This is a genomic window from Actinophytocola sp., assembly GCF_035712165.1.
Classification (GTDB): Bacteria; Actinomycetota; Actinomycetes; order Mycobacteriales; family Pseudonocardiaceae; genus DASYTH01.
On the sequence record NZ_DASTBH010000098.1, the window covers coordinates 1 to 17,031 of the forward strand.

Sequence of the window (17,031 nt, forward strand, 5' to 3'; positions counted from 1 at the left end):
GGTCCGGACGCGCCGGAAGGACGGTCAGCCAGGACAGGGCCAGCTTCACGCCGGGCCCGTGACACCCGCGTCGGCGAACGTGGCCATCTCCGCCAGCACCCGCACCGCCATCGACACGAGCGGGATCGCGGCGGCTGCGCCGGACCCTTCACCGAGCCGCATGTCCATTTCCAGCAACGGTTTCAGGTCCAGCTGCTCGAGCACCATGGTGTGTGCGGGCTCCACCGAGCGGTGCGCGGCGACCCACCACGCGCTGGCGCCGGGGGCGAGTTCCTCGGCGATCAGCGCGGCCGCCCCGACGATCAACCCGTCCAGCAGCACCGGGGTGCGCCGCACCGCGGCCTGGGCGAGGAATCCGGTCACCGCCGCCAGGTCGGCGCCGGCCACGGTGCGCAGCAGCGCCACCGGGTCGTTCCGCACCCGGCGCGCCCGGCGCAACGCGTCGCGCACCGCGGCCGCCTTGCGCATCCAGCCGGCGTCGTCGATCCCGGTGCCCCGGCCGATCACGGTCACCGGCTCGGCGCCGGTGACGGCGGCGACCAGCACCGCGGCCGGGGTCGTGTTGCCGATGCCCATGTCGCCGGCCACCAGCAGGTCCGCGCCGCTGTCGACCTCCTCGTCGGCCACCGCCCGGCCGGCCGCGAGCGCCGCGCGAACCTCGTCGGCGGTCAACGCGTCCTCGGTGTCGATCGAGCCGCTTCCCCGGCGCACCTTGAACTTCGCCACCTCGGCCGGTGTCTCGGAGCTCACCGACATGTCCACCACGCGCACGCCGGCGCCGGCGGTCGCGGCCAGCACGTTGATCGCGGCGCCGCCGGCCAGGAAGTTCGCCACCATCTGGCCGGTCACCTCGCTCGGGTAGGCCGAGACCCCGCGCGCCGCGATGCCGTGGTCCCCGGCGAAGATCACCACGCGGGGCCGGGTGAGCGGCAGCGGCGGGCACTGGCCCTGGCAGGCCGCGACCCACGCGCCTAACTCCTCCAGCCGGCCGAGCGAGCCGGCCGGCTTGGTGAGCTGCTCGTGCCGGTCCAGCGCGGCCCGCCGGACCATCTCGTCCGGTGGCACGACCGCGGCGAAGGGCTCCATCTCGTCGGCCACGCGTTTACCTCCCAGGTTTCAGGCGCATCGGAATGCCCGCGACCAGCAGCACAACGTCCGTGCAGGCCTCGGCGAGGGCCGCGTTGAGCGCGCCGAGCTCGTCGCGGAAGAGCCTGCCAGAGCGGGTCTGCGGGACCACGCCCAGGCCGACCTCCGCGGATACCAGCACCAGGTCGGTCCGGCAGTTCCCGGCCGCCTCGACCAGCCGCGCACCGGCCTGCCGGGCAGCGCCGGGGGAGCCGGTCCAGCCGCCGGTGTCGTCCAGCACGCCGGTCAGCCAGGTGGCGATGTCGTCGACCAGGATCGGCGGGTCGTCCGGCCCGGCCGCGCACAGCAGCGCGACCGGGTCGGACTCGACGGTGTGCCAGGCGGCCGGCCGGCGGGCGGCGTGCGCCGCGATCCGGGCAGACCAGTCGGCGTCACCGGGGTCACGCCGGCCCGTCGCCACGTAGGTGGCCGGTCCGGCGCCGAGCAACCCTTCGGCATGCGCGGACTTGCCGGACCGCGCGCCGCCGAGCACCAGAGTCCGCACGGCCGCACGCTACCTTGTCCGGCATGGACTTCCGGTGGCGCTACGCGGACGGTACCGGCGCGGACGTGCCCGGCCCCGAGGTGGCGTTCGCCGACCGGTCGGCGGCCGAGGACTGGCTGTCCGCGAACTGGCCGGACCTGCTCGACGGCGGCATCGGCGAGGTGACCCTGCTGCACGCGGGCGAGGTGGTGTACGGCCCGATGAGCCTGCACCCGCCGAGCACTTAACCGCCGAGGCGCGGGTCGTCCTGGACGATGCCGTCCAGCACCTTGTCGATCCGGTCGAGCACCTCCGCGTCGAGCCGGACGCCGGCCGCCTTGACGTTCTCGGTGACCTGCTCCGGCCGGGTGGCGCCGATGATCGCCGAAGCCACGTTCGGGTTCTGCAGCACCCAGGCGATCGCGAGCTGGGCCATGGACAGCCCGACGTCCTCGGCGATCGGCTTGAGCTGCTGGACCCGCTCGAGCACGTCGTCGCGCATCAGCCGGGCGATGAAGTTCTTGCCCTGCTCGTCGGTGGCCCGGGACCCGGCGGGCGGCGCCTGGCCCGGCAGGTACTTGCCGGTGAGCACGCCCTGGGCGATCGGCGACCAGACGATCTGGCTCATCCCCTCGCGCTCGCAGGTCGGGACCACCTGCGACTCGATCACCCGCCACAGCATCGAGTACTGCGGCTGGTTGGACACGAACGGGACCTTCAGCTCGCGGGCCAGCGCGGCGCCGCGGCTGATCTGGTCGGCCTTCCACTCCGAGACGCCGATGTAGAGCACCTTTCCGGCCCGCACCAGGTCGGCGAAGGCGAGCATGGTCTCCTCGAGCGGGACGCTGCTGTCGAAGCGGTGCGCCTGGTAGAGGTCGACGTAGTCGGTCTTCAGCCGGCGCAGCGAGGCGTTGGCCGACTCCATGATGTGCTTGCGGCCCAGGCCCTTGTCGTTCGGACCGCCCGGGCCGGTCGGCCAGTACACCTTGGTGAAGATCTCCAGGCTCTCCCGGCGCTGTCCGGCCAAGGCCCGGCCGAGCACCTCCTCGGCCTTGGTGTTGGCGTAGACGTCGGCGGTGTCGAAGGTGGTGATGCCCGAGTCGAGTGCGGCCCGCACGCACGCGTGCGCCTGCTCCTCCTCGACCTGGGAACCGTGGGTGATCCAGTTGCCGTACGAGATCTCGCTGACGGACAGGCCGCTGCGGCCGAGGCGACGAAACTCCATGCGCTCAACCTAGCGCCGGCTCGTTCGCCGGGCTAACCACCTCAGGCGACCTTGTCCCCCGGCTGGACGCGCGGCTTGGGGATGCGCAGCTTGCGCAGCTGCGTGGCGCGGATGAAGGAGTACCAGCCGATCGAGAGCCCGCTGATCGTCTCCTTGGGGAACTTCGCCCTGGCCAGCCGGGCGATCCGGCGGCCGTTGAACACCCCTTCGATGATCATCGCGACCAGCATCACCAGGCACAGCAGGGTGGCGTAGCTCTGCAGCGTCGGGGACGGGGCGAGCAGTGAGGCGAACACCACGACGGCCAGCGGCATGAACAGCCCGAGCAGGTGGCGGCGGGAGTCGACCAGGTCCCGGGCGTAGCCCTTCACCGGGCCGCGGTCGCGGGCCGGCAGGTACTTCTCGTCGCCGGCCATCATCCGCTGGCGCTGCGAGGTCCGGATCTCCCGGCGCTTGGCGGCGATCTCCTTGCGCTGCTCCTTGCTGCCCCGCGAGCGGCGCATCGCCTCGCGGGTGGTGCGGGGCGGCGCCGGCACCGGTCCGCGCTTGCGGGACTCGGCCTCGCGGCGCTTCGGCGTCGGGCGCCCCTTGGCCGGCGTATGGCCCTTGGACGCACCGGTGAGATCGTCGGCGCGCGGGTCGGTGTCCTCGGCGGCCTCGGTGCTCTCGGCGGTGTTGCGGCGCAGAAATCTCACGGCAGCCAGCGTAGTCATGCCGGGTGAGGCGGCCACGGCCACGGCTACTCTGCGGTTCATGCGGGTCCTGATCGCTCCCGACTGCTTCGGCGGGACGCTGAGCGCCACCGAGGCGGCCGTGGCCATCGCGAGCGGCTGGCGTTCGGTGGCTCCCGGCGACGATCTGGTGCTGTGCCCGCAGGCCGACGGCGGACCCGGGTTCGTCGACGTGCTGCACCACTCGCTCGGCGGGCGGTTGCGGCACGCGTCGGTGTCCGGTCCGTTGGACCGCTACGTGTCGGCGTTCTGGCTGGAGCACGAGGGGACCGCGTACGTCGAGTGCGCGCAGGCCTGCGGGCTGCACCTGGTGCCGCCCGCGGACCGCCGGGCGCTGGCAGCGACCACGATCGGGGTCGGCGAACTGGTCCGGGAGGCGCGGGACGCCGGAGCGCGGACCGTCGTGGTCGGGCTGGGCGGCTCGGCGAGCACCGACGGCGGCTCGGGCCTGCTCCGGGCGCTCGGGGCGATCCCGGTGGACGAGGCCGGCAACGTGCTGCCGCCGGGCGGCGGGCCGCTGGCGGACTGCGCGCGGCTGTCCGGCAGCCCCGAGCTCGGCGACCTTCGGCTGGTCGCCGCCTCCGACGTGCAGAACCCGCTGCTCGGCGAGTTGGGCGCGGCCCGAACGTTCGGCCCGCAGAAGGGCGCCGACGAGCTGGCGGTGCGCCGGCTCGAGCGGGCCATGACGCGCTGGGCCGACGTGCTGGCCGAGTCGGTCGGGCGGGACGTGCGGGACACCCCGGGCGCCGGCGCGGCCGGCGGCCTCGGGGCCGCCCTGCTCGCGCTGGGCGCAGAGCTCGAGTCCGGGGCGGGGCTGGTGCGCCGGCTGACCGGGCTGGGCCCGACCATGGACGGCGTCGAGCTGGTGATCACCGGGGAGGGCAGCTTCGACTGGCAGTCGCTGCACGGCAAGCTGGTCACCAGCGTCGCCGCCGCGGCGGCCGAGCGGGGACTGCCGTGCCTGGCGCTGGCCGGGCAGGTCTCGGTGGGGCGCCGGCAGGCGGCCGCGGCCGGGGTGGAGCGGGCCTACTCGGTGGCCGAGCACACCGGTTCGGTGCAGGCCGCACTGGCCGACCCGGCCGGCACGCTGTCGGCGTTGGCCGCCCAGGTGGCGGGTGAATGGCGGAGCTAGGCGCAGCGAATGTCCCCGTGTGCGGAGGATCACGCCTGCTCAAGCGTCCCTCCACAGCGGTTCGGACCGAATGTGACACCATAGGAACAAACCGCGAACGATTCCGGTTGTGCCGGTAAGTAGCGAATCTCGAGGGAGAACCATGACCGCCGCGAAGCAGGAGACCGAGCCGGCCACCCACGGTGTCGAGGTGACCGAGGCCGCCGCCACCAAGGCGAAGGCGCTGCTCGACCAGGAGGGCCGCGACGACATGCACCTGCGCATCGCCGTCCAGCCCGGCGGCTGTGCGGGCCTGCGCTACCAGCTGTTCTTCGACGAGCGCACCCTCGACGGCGACCTGTTCCGTGACTTCAACGGGCTGCGGGTGGCCGTCGACCGGATGAGCGCCCCCTACGTGCAGGGCGCCACCATCGACTTCGTCGACTCGATCGAGAAGCAGGGCTTCACCATCGACAACCCGAACGCCACGGGCTCGTGCGCGTGCGGTGACTCGTTCCACTGACCCAGATCAGCCTGTCGAGGGGTCGCGACCGGCGGGTCGCGGCCCCTCTGCTGTCTTGCTGGTCACACGTACTCGTCCAGGTCGTCGACCTGGGCCAGGCAGGTGTCGTCGACCTCCCACGGCAGCGGCGCCCTCGGCGGCGGGAGCTGCGGGGGTTCGGTGCGCAGCGACCTGGGAATGTCCGCACAGTCGGCGATCAGCTCGGCGAGTGACTCGGGTTCTGACGAATGCACATTGCTGACCGTAGGACCTAAGACACTGTCTGCACAGCCCCGGGCAGCAGGTAAGGTCGGGTCTCGTGCCTGTAGCGGTTTCCGGAAGCATTGCCACCGACCATCTGATGCATTTCCCGGGGCGGTTCGCCGACCAGCTGGTCGCCGAACAGCTGCACCGGGTCTCGCTCAGCTTTCTGGTCGACGACCTGGTGGTTCGCCGGGGCGGGATCGGCCCGAACATCGCCTTCGGGATGGCGGTGCTGGGTTGCGACCCGATCCTGGTCGGCTCCGCCGGGGAGGACTTCGCCGACTACCGGTCCTGGCTGGAGCGGCACGGGGTGAACTGCTCGGGCGTGCGGATCTCCGAGGTGGCGCACACCGCCCGGTTCGTCTGCACCACCGATGACGACATGTGCCAGATCGCCACCTTCTACGCAGGTGCCATGGCCGAGTCGCGGCTCATCGAGCTGGAGCCGGTGGCGCGGGCGGCCGGGGGCCTGGACCTGGTGGTGGTCAGCCCCGACGACCCGGAGGGCATGCTGCGCCGCGCCGAGGAGTGCCGCCAGCGCGGTTATCCCTTCGCGGTGGACCCGTCGCAGCAGCTGGCCCGGATGGACGGCGAGCAGATCCGCGCGTTCGTCACCGGGGCGAACTACCTGTTCTCCAACGACTACGAGTGGAACCTGCTGCTCCGCAAGACCGGCTGGTCCGAGGCCGAGGTGCTCGGCCGGGTCGGCATGCGGATCACCACGCTCGGCGAGAAGGGCGTGGAGATCGTGTCGTCCAACGGCGACTCGATCCACGTGGCCGCGGTGCCGGAGAAGGCCAAGGCCGACCCGACCGGCGTCGGGGACGGCTTCCGGGCCGGGTTCGTGGCCGGGCTGACCAAGGGGCTCAACCTGGAGCGCTGCGCCCAGCTCGGCTCGATGATCGCCGTGCTGGTGCTGGAGACGGTCGGACCGCAGGAGTGGCAGTACGACCGGGCCGAGATGATCGCCCGGATCGGCGGCGCCTACGGACCCGACGCCGCCGCCCAGATCGGCGCGATCCTCCCCGGCTAGCCCAGCGGTCAGAGCTTGACCGGGTAGTGCGGCTCGGGGATCTCCGGCGTGATCCGGCCCTCGACGAAGATCCCGTGCCAGAGCATGAACACCAGCAGGGCCCAGATCCGCCGGCTGTGGTCGAGGGTGCCGGCCCGGTGTTCCTCCAGCAGCCGCAGCACGGCGTTGCGGTCGAGCTCCGCGTCGGTCTGGGACTTGACCACGATGTCGCGCGCCCAGTCGTACATCTCCTCGCGCAGCCACAGCCGGATCGGCACCGGGAAGCCGAGCTTGCGCCGGTTGAGCACATGACCGGGCACGATCTCCCGCAACGCCTGGCGCAGCGCGAACTTCGTGGTCTCCCTGGTGATCTTCTGCTCCAGCGGGATCTGGGACGCGATCCGGAACACCTCGGGGTCCAGGAACGGCACCCGCAGCTCCAGCGAGTTGGCCATGGTCATCTTGTCGGCCTTCACCAGGATGTCGCCGCGCAGCCAGGTGAACAGGTCGACGTGCTGCATCCGGGTGACCGGGTCCCAGCTCTGCGAGTCCCGGTACGGCCCGGCGGTGACGTCGGCGTGCCCGACCGCCGGGTCGAACGTGTGCAGCACGGACCGCAGCTGGTCGTCCCGGAAGATCCGGGCGTTGCCGTAGTAGCGCTGCTCGAGCGACAGCGAGCCGCGGCGCAGCAGGTCCTTGCCCCGGGTGCCCTCCGGGATCGCGCTGGACACCCTGCCCATGGCCTTGCGCAGCGCGCCGGGCACCCGCTCGAACGGGCGCAGCGACAGCGGCTCGCGGTAGATCGTGTACCCGCCGAACAGCTCGTCGGCGCCCTCACCGGACAGCACCACCTTGACGTGCTTGCGCGCCTCGCGGGCGATGAACCACAGCGGCACCAGCGCCGGGTCGGCCACCGGGTCGTCCAGGTACCAGACGATCAGCGGCAGCGCCGCCATCATCTCCTCGGGGCTCACCGTGCGCACGACGTGCCGGACACCGAGCGCGGCGGCGGACTCCGCGGCCACGTCCACCTCGGAGTAGCCCTCGCGCTCGAACCCGGTGGTGAACGTGATCAGGTTCGGGTTGTGCAGCCGGGCCAGCGCCGCGATGGCGGTGGAGTCGATGCCGCCGGACAGGAACGAGCCCACCGTGACGTCGGCGCGCATGTGCTTGGCCACCGAGTCGCGCAGCACGTCGGCGATCTCGTCGTAGAGCCGTTCGGCGTCGCCGGTGCCGGCCACGGTGCGCGAGCTGAACCGGGGCGTGAAGTACCGCTTGATCACCGGCTGCTCGCCGGGGGTGACGGTGAAGCAGGTGCCGGACTCGATCCGGCGGATCATGGTGTGCAGCGACTCCGGCTCCGGCACGTACTGCAGCACCAGGTAGTGCTGCAGCGCGGTGCGGTCCACCTCGGTGCTGATGCCCAGCGTGGCCGCGAGCTCGAGCAGGGACTTCTTCTCGCTGGAGAACGCCACCCCGCCCGGCCCGCTGGCGTAGAACAGCGGCTTGATCCCGAACGGGTCACGGGCGCCGAACAGCTCGCCGCGCTCGGTGTCCCAGATCAGGAACGCGAACATGCCGCGCAGCTTGCCGACCGCGGCCGGGCCCAGGTAGTGGTAGGCGGCCACCACGGCCTCGGTGTCGCCGTCGGTGTTGAACTGGGCGCAGTGCAGGTCGGTGAGCTCCTTGCGCAGCTCCAGGTAGTTGTAGATCTCGCCGTTGAACAGGATCGCGTACCGCTCGGGAGACTCCGGGGGACCCCAGCGCAGCGGCTGGTGGGACCGCTCGATGTCGATGATCGACAGCCGGTTGAAGCCGAACACGGCCTCGCCGCCCGCCCAGGTCCCGGACTCGTCCGGGCCACGGTGGCGTTGGCAGCGCATGGACGAGCTGACGGCGGAGCGGACCGACGCCGCGTCCAACTCGGAGGGACAGACCAGCCCAAGCAGACCACACACGCTGTTGTCGTACCTCTCGTTCGCCACGCACCGGTTCGTCCCAGTATTGCCGGCACGCCCCGAAGGGCGGCAGGCACCTCCCGCTCGGTAGGCTCCGCCCTGGATCATCTGGGACCTGAGGAGGAGAAACCGTGCCCATGGTGCGCACCCCGGCGCCCTCTCGCGGGACATCCGCGCTCGGCCGCCTGGCGCGGGTCGGCGGACTGGTCGGGCTGGTGGCCCTCACGGCGACCGGGTGCTCGGGCGAGGAGGTGCTCCGGTTCGGCTGGCCCGAGGCGGTCACCCCACAGGGTGAACGGATGCAGGTGTTCTGGACCTGGTCCGTGGTCGCTGCCCTGGTGGTCGGCGTGCTCGTGTGGGCACTGATCCTCTGGCCCGTGGTCGCGCACCGCCGCAAGGGCGACGCGCTGCCCCGGCAGTTCCAGTACAACCACTTCCTCGAGGTGTTCTACACCGGCCTTCCCGCGATCGCGGTCGTGATCCTGTTCTACTTCACGGTCACCACGCAGAACTACGTGCTGGCCAAGGCCGACCCGCAGGACGTGGACGTGACCGTGGACGTCACCGGGTTCCAGTGGAACTGGGAGTTCGCCTACCAGGGCAGCAAGACCCCGGACGGCGAGGTGGTCCGCACCGTCGGCTCGTCGGACGAGATCCCGCTGCTCGTGCTGCCGACCGGCAAGACGATCCACTACAACCTGCGGGCCCGCGACGTCATCCACTCGTTCTTCGTGCCGGAGTTCAACTTCAAGCGCGACGTGTTCCCGCATCCGGAGAAGAACAACCAGGACTCCTCGTTCGAGAACAGCATCGACCGGGAGGGCGCGTTCGTCGGCCGGTGCGCCGAGCTGTGCGGCATCTACCACTCGGCGATGAACTTCGAGATCCGCGCGCTCAACCCGGACCGGTTCGACCGGTACATGAGCCTGCGGCAGCGGGAGAACCCACAGACGGGTGAGGCCTACACGGCCGCCGAGGCGCTGGCCGAGATGCAGGCCAGCGACCCGAGCTGTGGGTCGCTGTGCTCGCCGCTGGCCACCACGACCAAGCCGTTCGACACGAAGCGGAACACGTCGCGCTGAGCGCGGCCTTCGGAAAGGGATTCTCAGCGACATGAAGGTCGAGGCCAGGCTCTTCGACATCACGACCGCGTTCTTCATCGTGTCGGCGATCGTGTACGGCTTCTGGGCCAAGGAACCGGTCGGTCTGATCGGGCTGATCCTGTCCGCCGGGCTCTCGATGATCATCGGTTCGTACTTCCACTTCGTGGCCCGGCGCACCCAGCAGCGCGCCGAGGACGACCCGGACGCCGAGATCAGCGACGGCGCGGGCGAACTGGGCTTCTTCAGCCCCGGCAGCTACTGGCCGGTGGGCGTGGCGGCGTCCGCCGCGCTGTGCGCCCTGGCCATGGCCTTCTGGCAGGTGTGGCTGCTGGTGATCGGTGTCGTACTGCTGCTGCTCACCGTCGGTGGCCTCATCTTCGAGTACCACACCCGCCCGAACGTCACCGAGTAGAGCGAACCCCCACCCGCACCCAAAATTCCGGAGCGACGGGACCGCACCTCAGGGGACCGTGACGGCACCAGCCACAATCCACCAGCTGCCCGCACCGTTCCCCGGTACGCAACCACCGCATCAAAATTCCGGAGAGGCGGACTAGCGTGGCGGGACTGCTAGTTCGGCGGATCTGGTTACCCAGCGGGCGAGCAGCTCGGCGGCCGCTCCGGAGTCGATGGCGGTCGCGGCCGATTCCATGGCGGCGGCCAGGTCGGCGTGCAGGTCGTCGGAGAGTCCCCGGAACGCGGCGATCGCCGCGGCGGCGTTGATCAGCACCGTGTCCCGTACCGGGCCCGGCGTCCCGGACAGCACCCGGTGTACCGCCGCCGCGTTGGCCGCGGCGTCGCCGCCGATCAGGTCGTCCGGCGAGCACAGGGTGATGCCCAACCGGCGCGGGTCGATCCTGTCCGGGCGCACCGAGCCGTTCGCGACCGCCCACACCTGCGTGGTCGTGGTCGGGGAGATCTCGTCGAGGCCGTCGTCGCCGCGCACCACCAGCATCGAGAAGCCGCGCCCGGCCAGCACCTCGGCCATGATCGGCGCCAGCCGGGCGTTGGCGCAGCCCACCAGACCCGCGGTCGGCTGGGCCGGGTTGGTCAGCGGCCCGAGCACGTTGAACGTGGTCGGGATGCCGATCTCGCGCCGGGTCGGCCCGGCGTGCCGCAGCGCCGGATGGAAGGCCATGGCGAAGCAGAACCCGATGCCCAGCTCCGCCACGCTGCTGCGCACCGCCTCCGGACCTAGGGTGATGGTCACGCCGAGTGCCTCCAGCACGTCGGCCGATCCGCACTGCGACGACGCCGCCCGGTTGCCGTGCTTGATCACCGGCACCCCGGCGGCGGCCGTGACCAGGGCGCTCATGGTGGAGATGTTCACCGTGCCGGACTGGTCCCCGCCGGTGCCCACCACGTCGGCCGCTGGCCCGTCGATCCGCACCCGTAAGGCGTGGCTCAGCATCGCCTCGGCCAGGCCGGCCACCTCGGCCGCGGTCTCGCCCTTGGACCGCAGGGCCACCGCGAACGCGCCGATCTGAGCCGGCGTCGCGTTGCCCGACATGATCTCGTTCATCGCCCAGGAGGTGTCCTCCTGGGCCAGGTCCTGCCGGCCGACCAGCCGGTGCAGCAGGCTCGGCCAGGTCCGGGCGTCCACCGCGGTCATCCCCGGACGACCGGGAGCCGCTTGGCCCGCAGCACGTCGGCGACGGTCTCCGCCGCGGCCAGCGGGTCGAGCGGGTAGACCATCACCGCGTCGGCCTGCGACCAGGTCGCGAGCCAGCGGTCGTCCTTGCGCCGTACCGCGATGACGATCGGGCAGACGTCGGTGATCTCGTTCTTGAGCTGCCGGCACAGGCCGATACCGCCGGTCGGCTGCGCCTCGCCGTCCAGAATCGCCAGGTCGGTCCCGCCCGCGTCCATGGTCATCAGAACCTCGGCGACGGTGGCCGCCTCGACGAAGTCCACCCGGCCGATGTCCGGAGCGGGCCGCCGGCCCACGGCTGTGATGATCGCCTCTCGAATGTTCGGCCGGTGGCTGTAGACGAGGATCTTCAACGGCTGCGTGCTCACGGTGCGCGCCCTTCTGGCAATCGACCAGGTTGGAGGCCTCAAATGGTATCGAGGCAACCCCGCGACCCGCCGTGGACCCGAACAGGCGAGTGGGATCACCGCACGACATAATGCCCGCGTGACGACCGCAGCGCCTTCCATCAGCCAGCGGGTGCACTCGCTGAACCGGCCGAACATGGTCAGCGTGGGCACGATCATCTGGCTGTCCAGTGAGCTGATGTTCTTCGCCGGCCTGTTCGCGATGTTCTTCACGGTCAAGGCGCAGAACGACACGGAGCACTGGCCGCCGGAGCCCACCGAGCTCAACGTTCCGTACGCCCTGGTCGTCACGATCATCCTGGTCGCCTCGTCCTTCACCTGTCAGATGGGTGTGTTCGCGGCGGAGAAGGGTGACGTGTTCGGACTGCGCAGGTGGTACCTGCTGACCCTGGTGATGGGCACGATCTTCGTGCTCGGCCAGGCCAACGAGTACCGCAGCCTGATCGAGGAGGGGACCACGATCCCGTCCTCGGCCTACGGCACGGTCTTCTACCTGACCACCGGGTTCCACGGTTTGCACGTGACCGGCGGGCTCGTCGCGTTCGTCTTCCTGCTGATCCGCACCAAGCTGAGCAAGTTCACGCCCGCTCAGGCCACCTCGGCGATCGTGGTGTCGTACTACTGGCACTTCGTGGACGTCGTCTGGATCGGCCTGTTCACCGTCATCTACTTCATCCCGTGACCACGAGGGTTGCCACTCAGATGATCAGCAAGCGGCTACGGAGCCGATCGAAGCTGCACCGCCGCGTCGCCGGCCTTCTGGCGCTGGCCGTCGCGTTGATCGGGATGGGCGTGTTGTACAGCCTGGTGCTGCCCGATCCGCAGACCGCGCAGGCGCAGCAGGACCCGGTCGCGGTGCGTGAGGGCGAGCAGATCTACAACAACACCTGCATCACCTGCCACGGCGCCAACCTGGAGGGCGAGAACGGCCGCGGACCGAGCCTGATCGGGGTCGGCGAGGCCTCGGTGTACTTCCAGACCGAGACCGGCCGGATGCCCGCGGTGCAGCAGGGCGCGCAGATGGACGAGAAGCCCCGGGTGCTCAGCACCGACGAGATCGAGAAGCTGATGGCGTTCGTGCAGTCGCGCGGCGGCGGCACGACGATGCCCGAGGAGCACGGCGAAGAGCTGGTCGGTACCAACTCCGCCCGCGGCGGCGAGCTGTTCCGGCTCAACTGCGCCTCGTGCCACAACTTCACCGGCCGCGGCGGTGCGCTCTCGTCCGGGAAGTTCGCCCCGGACCTGGACAACATCTCCGAGGACGTGATGTACGCGGCCATGCTGTCCGGCCCGGAGAGCATGCCGCGGTTCTCCGAGCGGCAGCTCTCACCCGAGGAGAAGAAGGACATCATCGCCTACGTCAACTCGGTGACCAACGGGAACAACAACCCCGGCGGTGAGCCGATCGGCGGCCTGGGACCGCAGTCCGAGGGTCTGATCGCGTTCATCGTGGGTATGGCGGCGCTGATCGGCATCACACTCTGGATTGGAGCGAAGGCATGAGTGGGGGGGACAAGCCGGAGCTGCCGACCGAGGCTGAGCTCTCCGACATGGGGCGGGACGATCTGGTCCGGCTCGGCGGCAAGATCGACGAGGTCGAGCTGGTCGAGTACCCGGATCCGTGGCCGGTCAAGGGAACCAGGGCGGAGCGCCGGGCCGAGCGTCAGGTCGCGTTCTGGTTCATCGTGTCCGCGCTGGCCGGGCTCGCCTTCCTCGGTGTGTTCATCTTCTGGCCGGCCAAGTACGTGCAGCCGACGGACGAGGGGTTCCAGGCGTACTACCTGTTCACCCCGCTGCTCGGCCTCACGCTGGGTCTGTCGATCCTGGGCATCGGCCTTGGTGTGATCAACTACACCCGGAAGTTCGTCCCGCACGAGATCGCGGTGCAGCAGCGGCACGACGGCGGTTCCGCCGAGCTGGACAAGAAGACGATCCTGGCGCAGCTCGCCGACGCCGGGAACCGCAGCACCATCGCCCGCCGCTCGCTGATCAAGCGCAGCGCCGGGGCCGGCGCCGGGATCATGGGCGCGGGCGTCGGCGTGTTCGTGCTCGGCGGCCTGCTGCGCAACCCGCACGCCCAGTCCACCAACCCGGACGGGTTGTGGCACACCGGCTGGATGTCCGAGCCGGGCAGCGACGAGAAGGTCTTCCTGCGCCGGGCCACCGGCGACCCGGAGGAGGTCGTCCTGGTCCGGCCGGAGGACCTGGACGCGGGCTCGATGGAGACGGTGTTCCCGTTCCGGGAGTCCGAGCGCGGCGACCACGCGGCGCTGTCCGAGGCGCTGCGCCGGTCGGACAACCCGGTGATGCTGATCCGGCTGCGTCCCGAGGACGCCGCTCGGGTGATCAAGCACCGCGGCCAGGAAGACTACAACTACGGCGACTTCTACGCCTACACCAAGATCTGCAGCCACCTGGGCTGCCCCACCTCGCTGTTCGAGCAGCGGACCAACCGGATCCTCTGCCCGTGCCACCAGTCCCAGTTCGATGCGTTGGAGTACGCCAAGCCGATCTTCGGGCCGGCCACCCGCAAGCTCGCCCAGCTACCGATCGATGTCGATCCGGAGACTGGCTACTTCTACGCGCTGCATGATTTCATTGAAGCGGTGGGACCGGCATTCTGGGAGCGCAAGTCATGAGCGGACTCACCACGCCCACGAAGCCGACCAGCATGGCCGACCGGCTCGCCGCCGGTGCGGCCAAGTGGACCGACGACCGGTACCACCTGGCCGGCGGGGTACGCAAACAGCTCAACAAGGTCTTCCCGACGCACTGGTCGTTCCTGCTCGGTGAGATCGCGCTGTACAGCTTCATCGTGCTGCTGCTGTCCGGCACCTATCTGGCGCTGTTCTTCGACCCGTCGATGGCCGAGGTCACCTACAACGGCAGCTTCGAGAACCTGCGCGGCCTGGAGATGACCAGGGCCTACGAGTCGACCCTGTTCATCTCCTTCGACGTGCGCGGCGGTCTGTTCGTGCGCCAGGTGCACCACTGGTCGGCGCTGCTGTTCATGGCCGCGATCGTGGTGCACATGTTCCGGACCTTCTTCACCGGAGCCTTCCGCCGGCCCCGCGAGGTCAACTGGGTGATCGGCGTGATCCTCTTCGCGCTGGGCGCCACCGAGGGCTTCGCCGGCTACTCGCTGCCCGACGACCTGCTGTCCGGTGCCGGCCTGCGGATCATGTCCGGGCTGATCCTGTCGATCCCGGTGATCGGCACCTGGACGCACTGGCTGCTGTTCGGCTCCGAGTTCCCCGGCACCGAGATCATCCCGCGGCTCTACACCGCCCACATCCTGTTGATCCCGGGCATCCTGCTGGCGCTGATCGGCCTGCACGTGGGGTTGGTGTGGTACCAGAAGCACACCCAGTTCCCGGGTGTGCGGCGCAAGGAGACCAACGTCGTCGGCGTGCGGATCATGCCGGTGTTCGCCCTCAAGGGCGGCGCGTTCACCGCGATCGTGATCGGCGTGACGGCACTGCTCGGCGGGTTGTTCCAGATCAACCCGATCTGGAACTTCGGGCCGTTCAACCCGGCGCACATCTCCGCCGGCACCGTGCCGGACTGGTACATGGGCTGGACCGACGGGCTGATCCGGTTGTGGCCGGCCTGGGAGGTCTACCTCGGCAACTACACCATCCCGGCGGCGTTCTTCCCGTTCATGATGGGTCTGCCGTTGCTGATCCCGATAGCCATGGTCTATCCGTGGATCGAGCGACATTTCACCAAGGACACCGCGCACCACAACCTGCTGCAGCGGCCGCGGGACGTGCCGGTGCGCACCAGCCTGGGCGCCATGGCGATCACGTTCTTCATGGTGACGCTGCTGTCCGCGGCCAACGACGTGCTGGCCGACAAGTTCCACATCTCGCTGAACGCGACCACGTGGATGGGCCGGATCGGTCTGCTGGTGCTGCCGCCGATCGCCTACTACCTCACCTACCGGCTGTGCCTCGGCCTGCAGCGCTCCGACCGGGCCGTGCTCGAGCACGGCGTGGAGACCGGCATCATCAAGCGCCTGCCGCACGGTGAGTTCATCGAGATCCACCAGCCGCTCGGGCCGGTGGACGACCACGGCCACCCGGTCGCGCTGGAGTACCAGGGCGCGCCGGTGCCGAAGAAGATGAACAAGCTCGGCACGGCCGGCGAGCCGGTGGCCGGTTCGCTGCTGCGGCCGGACCCGGTCGAGGAGACGGCCGCGCTGGCCAGGGCCCGGGCCGCCGAGCACGGGGCGATCGATCCGGCCGATGCCGCCGGCACCGAGCTGGCGACGTCCGAGGAGCCGGAACGGAAGCCGCTGGGTTGAGTCCGGCCCGGCGGGCGCCCGGTTCCCGAATCCGGCACGCGATCCTGGCAGCGGCGCTGCTGGGCGTTGCCGGGTGCGGTTCGACGCCCGCGTCGGCGCACATGGCGCCCGCACCGCTGATGTCGATGCCGCCGGAGGTCTCCTCGGCGGCACCGGCCACGGCGGTGTCCGTCCCACCGCCGAGCGCCCCGGCGTCGTCGGTTCCGGCGGCGCCGGCCCCGCCGCCGGCCGCCGAGTGCCCGCTGCCGAAGTCCGGGTTCGACTGCGACTTCCAGCGCCGGTTCGCCAGCGCGACGGCCTACGTGGCCAAGCGGCCCGGCACGGTGGGCATCGTGCTGCGCGACCGGCAGACCGGCGCGGTGTGGCGCAACGACCACGCCGGTGACCTGACCTGGACCGCGTCGACCATCAAGCTCGCCATGACCGTGGACCTGTTGCTGAGGGACAAGTCCGGCGCGATCACGCTCAGCGCGGCGGACCGCGGGCTGATCCAGGCCATGCTGCACAGCTCGGACGACAACGCCGCGGACACGCTGTGGTTCCAGTACGCCGGCGCCGACCATCTGGCGTACAACAACGCCTTTCCCGGCTACGGGATGACCTCGCTGGCCCCGCAGCGCGGGTTCACCGAGTTCTACCCATACTGGGGTTTCCAGAAGTGCACGGCCGACGACCTGGACCGGCTGGTCAACTACGTGCTCGGCAGGTTGCCGGCCGACCTGCGGAACTACATCGTCGGGCAGATGCGCGGCGTGGCGCCCAACCAGCAGTGGGGGGTGTGGGCCGCCGGCCCGGCCGCGGCGCCCGGCAACAAGAACGGCTGGTCGTCGGAGCAGGGCGGCTGGGTGATGAACACGGTCGGCTTCGCCGGGCCGGGGGAGCGCTACACCCTGGCCGTCATGAACAACCTGCGCGGCAAGGGCGGTTACGACGCCGGCAAGGCCACCGTCAGCGAGGTGGCCCGGATCATCCTGGCCGGCCGCGCCTGACCCCCCAAGGGTTTTCGTCGACCACCCCGCGAGTTCCCGGTTCCAGCACGTGAGTTGCCGCCTCGGCACCCTTGAATGTCCATTGTGGACAAAAAGGATCGAACCAAATCGGATCTCCGGTCGTAGTGTCCCTTGGCGAGGACGCCCCTCGTCGAAACAGCAG

The 17,031-nt window shown here is 70.4% G+C and carries 19 protein-coding genes; 11 read left to right on the forward strand and 8 right to left on the reverse strand.

All coding sequences use genetic code 11. The features are described 5' to 3' along the window. Positions 1 to 45: 45 nt before the first annotated feature. Positions 46 to 1,086, reverse strand: coding sequence for a nicotinate-nucleotide--dimethylbenzimidazole phosphoribosyltransferase (gene cobT / locus VFO68_RS05040; RefSeq protein ID WP_325157001.1), 1,041 nt, complete (start codon positions 1,084 to 1,086; stop codon positions 46 to 48). 16 nt (positions 1,087 to 1,102) lie between these two features. Continuing rightward, positions 1,103 to 1,630, reverse strand: a complete 528-nt coding sequence (locus VFO68_RS05045) for a bifunctional adenosylcobinamide kinase/adenosylcobinamide-phosphate guanylyltransferase (RefSeq protein WP_325156970.1) — start codon at positions 1,628 to 1,630, stop codon at positions 1,103 to 1,105. 23 nt (positions 1,631 to 1,653) lie between these two features. On the opposite strand from VFO68_RS05045, the gene VFO68_RS05050 reads away from it, so the two are divergent. Next, positions 1,654 to 1,857: a hypothetical protein gene (locus VFO68_RS05050; protein WP_325156971.1), complete on the forward strand. Its 204-nt coding sequence runs from the start codon at positions 1,654 to 1,656 to the stop codon at positions 1,855 to 1,857. Here the strand turns inward: VFO68_RS05050 and VFO68_RS05055 are convergent. Both VFO68_RS05055 and VFO68_RS05060 read right to left on the reverse strand, forming a co-directional pair. After that, a complete protein-coding gene (locus VFO68_RS05055; RefSeq protein WP_325156972.1) occupies positions 1,854 to 2,834 on the reverse strand; it encodes an aldo/keto reductase family protein in 981 nt (326 codons plus the stop codon). The two genes, VFO68_RS05050 and VFO68_RS05055, sit on opposite strands and share 4 nt — an antisense overlap. Positions 2,835 to 2,875: 41 nt before the next feature. Beyond that, on the reverse strand, positions 2,876 to 3,529 hold the full coding sequence (locus VFO68_RS05060) for a DUF3043 domain-containing protein (protein ID WP_325156973.1): 654 nt from the start codon (positions 3,527 to 3,529) through the stop codon (positions 2,876 to 2,878). Positions 3,530 to 3,587: 58 nt separating this feature from the next. On the opposite strand from VFO68_RS05060, the gene VFO68_RS05065 reads away from it, so the two are divergent. Both VFO68_RS05065 and VFO68_RS05070 read left to right on the forward strand, forming a co-directional pair. Beyond that, positions 3,588 to 4,697 (forward strand): glycerate kinase, encoded by a 1,110-nt coding sequence (locus VFO68_RS05065; RefSeq protein ID WP_325156974.1) that lies wholly within the window; start codon positions 3,588 to 3,590, stop codon positions 4,695 to 4,697. Between the two features lie 142 nt (positions 4,698 to 4,839). Further along, positions 4,840 to 5,199, forward strand: a complete 360-nt coding sequence (locus VFO68_RS05070) for an iron-sulfur cluster assembly accessory protein (RefSeq protein ID WP_325156975.1) — start codon at positions 4,840 to 4,842, stop codon at positions 5,197 to 5,199. A 62-nt stretch (positions 5,200 to 5,261) separates the two neighbouring features. Here VFO68_RS05070 and VFO68_RS05075 read toward each other — a convergent pair whose 3' ends face one another. Then, positions 5,262 to 5,432 (reverse strand): hypothetical protein, encoded by a 171-nt coding sequence (locus VFO68_RS05075; RefSeq protein ID WP_325156976.1) that lies wholly within the window; start codon positions 5,430 to 5,432, stop codon positions 5,262 to 5,264. A 107-nt stretch (positions 5,433 to 5,539) separates the two neighbouring features. Between VFO68_RS05075 and VFO68_RS05080 the strand changes: the two genes are divergently transcribed. After that, positions 5,540 to 6,475: a carbohydrate kinase family protein gene (locus tag VFO68_RS05080; RefSeq protein ID WP_325156977.1), complete on the forward strand. Its 936-nt coding sequence runs from the start codon at positions 5,540 to 5,542 to the stop codon at positions 6,473 to 6,475. An 8-nt stretch (positions 6,476 to 6,483) separates the two neighbouring features. Here VFO68_RS05080 and asnB read toward each other — a convergent pair whose 3' ends face one another. Continuing rightward, positions 6,484 to 8,412, reverse strand: coding sequence for an asparagine synthase (glutamine-hydrolyzing) (gene asnB / locus VFO68_RS05085; RefSeq protein ID WP_325157002.1), 1,929 nt, complete (start codon positions 8,410 to 8,412; stop codon positions 6,484 to 6,486). A gap of 137 nt (positions 8,413 to 8,549) precedes the next feature. On the opposite strand from asnB, the gene VFO68_RS05090 reads away from it, so the two are divergent. Together VFO68_RS05090 and VFO68_RS05095 are read left to right on the forward strand one after the other, a co-directional pair. Next, complete coding sequence (locus VFO68_RS05090) at positions 8,550 to 9,494, forward strand: cytochrome c oxidase subunit II (RefSeq protein ID WP_325157003.1); 945 nt, start codon at positions 8,550 to 8,552, stop codon at positions 9,492 to 9,494. A 31-nt stretch (positions 9,495 to 9,525) separates the two neighbouring features. Then, positions 9,526 to 9,927, forward strand: a complete 402-nt coding sequence (locus tag VFO68_RS05095; RefSeq protein ID WP_325156978.1) for a cytochrome c oxidase subunit 4 — start codon at positions 9,526 to 9,528, stop codon at positions 9,925 to 9,927. A gap of 141 nt (positions 9,928 to 10,068) precedes the next feature. On the opposite strand, the gene trpD is transcribed toward VFO68_RS05095, so the two are convergent. Continuing rightward, entirely contained in the window at positions 10,069 to 11,127 is a 1,059-nt protein-coding gene (gene trpD / locus VFO68_RS05100; RefSeq protein ID WP_414635460.1) for an anthranilate phosphoribosyltransferase, read from the reverse strand. Further along, complete coding sequence (locus VFO68_RS05105; protein ID WP_325156979.1) at positions 11,124 to 11,534, reverse strand: hypothetical protein; 411 nt, start codon at positions 11,532 to 11,534, stop codon at positions 11,124 to 11,126. Before VFO68_RS05105 ends, trpD begins: the two co-directional genes overlap by 4 nt. A gap of 118 nt (positions 11,535 to 11,652) precedes the next feature. On the opposite strand from VFO68_RS05105, the gene VFO68_RS05110 reads away from it, so the two are divergent. The 5 genes from VFO68_RS05110 to VFO68_RS05130 are packed head-to-tail and all read left to right on the forward strand — an operon-like array spanning position 11,653 to position 16,868. After that, the gene (locus tag VFO68_RS05110) at positions 11,653 to 12,255 is read left to right on the forward strand and encodes a cytochrome c oxidase subunit 3 (protein WP_414635461.1); all 603 of its coding nucleotides are present in this window, start codon (positions 11,653 to 11,655) and stop codon (positions 12,253 to 12,255) included. A gap of 20 nt (positions 12,256 to 12,275) precedes the next feature. Beyond that, on the forward strand, positions 12,276 to 13,076 hold the full coding sequence (locus VFO68_RS05115) for a c-type cytochrome (RefSeq protein ID WP_414635463.1): 801 nt from the start codon (positions 12,276 to 12,278) through the stop codon (positions 13,074 to 13,076). Beyond that, the gene (locus VFO68_RS05120) at positions 13,073 to 14,212 is read left to right on the forward strand and encodes a ubiquinol-cytochrome c reductase iron-sulfur subunit (RefSeq protein WP_325156981.1); all 1,140 of its coding nucleotides are present in this window, start codon (positions 13,073 to 13,075) and stop codon (positions 14,210 to 14,212) included. Before VFO68_RS05115 ends, VFO68_RS05120 begins: the two co-directional genes overlap by 4 nt. Continuing rightward, a complete protein-coding gene (locus tag VFO68_RS05125; protein WP_325156982.1) occupies positions 14,209 to 15,879 on the forward strand; it encodes a cytochrome bc complex cytochrome b subunit in 1,671 nt (556 codons plus the stop codon). The genes VFO68_RS05120 and VFO68_RS05125 overlap by 4 nt, the downstream gene beginning before the upstream one ends. After that, positions 15,876 to 16,868: a tat pathway signal sequence gene (locus VFO68_RS05130; protein ID WP_325156983.1), complete on the forward strand. Its 993-nt coding sequence runs from the start codon at positions 15,876 to 15,878 to the stop codon at positions 16,866 to 16,868. The genes VFO68_RS05125 and VFO68_RS05130 overlap by 4 nt, the downstream gene beginning before the upstream one ends. Positions 16,869 to 17,031 lie beyond the last annotated feature (163 nt).

What these genes read in the sequence shown, in the direction of transcription:
- cobT (WP_325157001.1), bottom strand. Translation starts at nt 1,086, where the DNA reads ATGGAGCCCTTCGCCGCGGTCGTGCCACCGGACGAGATGGTCCGGCGG.
- VFO68_RS05050 (WP_325156971.1), top strand. Translation starts at nt 1,654, where the DNA reads ATGGACTTCCGGTGGCGCTACGCGGACGGTACCGGCGCGGACGTGCCC.
- VFO68_RS05055 (WP_325156972.1), bottom strand. Translation starts at nt 2,834, where the DNA reads ATGGAGTTTCGTCGCCTCGGCCGCAGCGGCCTGTCCGTCAGCGAGATC.
- VFO68_RS05065 (WP_325156974.1), top strand. Translation starts at nt 3,588, where the DNA reads ATGCGGGTCCTGATCGCTCCCGACTGCTTCGGCGGGACGCTGAGCGCC.
- VFO68_RS05070 (WP_325156975.1), top strand. Translation starts at nt 4,840, where the DNA reads ATGACCGCCGCGAAGCAGGAGACCGAGCCGGCCACCCACGGTGTCGAG.
- VFO68_RS05080 (WP_325156977.1), top strand. Translation starts at nt 5,540, where the DNA reads ATGCATTTCCCGGGGCGGTTCGCCGACCAGCTGGTCGCCGAACAGCTG.
- VFO68_RS05090 (WP_325157003.1), top strand. Translation starts at nt 8,550, where the DNA reads ATGGTGCGCACCCCGGCGCCCTCTCGCGGGACATCCGCGCTCGGCCGC.
- VFO68_RS05095 (WP_325156978.1), top strand. Translation starts at nt 9,526, where the DNA reads ATGAAGGTCGAGGCCAGGCTCTTCGACATCACGACCGCGTTCTTCATC.
- trpD (WP_414635460.1), bottom strand. Translation starts at nt 11,127, where the DNA reads ATGACCGCGGTGGACGCCCGGACCTGGCCGAGCCTGCTGCACCGGCTG.
- VFO68_RS05115 (WP_414635463.1), top strand. Translation starts at nt 12,276, where the DNA reads ATGATCAGCAAGCGGCTACGGAGCCGATCGAAGCTGCACCGCCGCGTC.
- VFO68_RS05120 (WP_325156981.1), top strand. Translation starts at nt 13,073, where the DNA reads ATGAGTGGGGGGGACAAGCCGGAGCTGCCGACCGAGGCTGAGCTCTCC.
- VFO68_RS05125 (WP_325156982.1), top strand. Translation starts at nt 14,209, where the DNA reads ATGAGCGGACTCACCACGCCCACGAAGCCGACCAGCATGGCCGACCGG.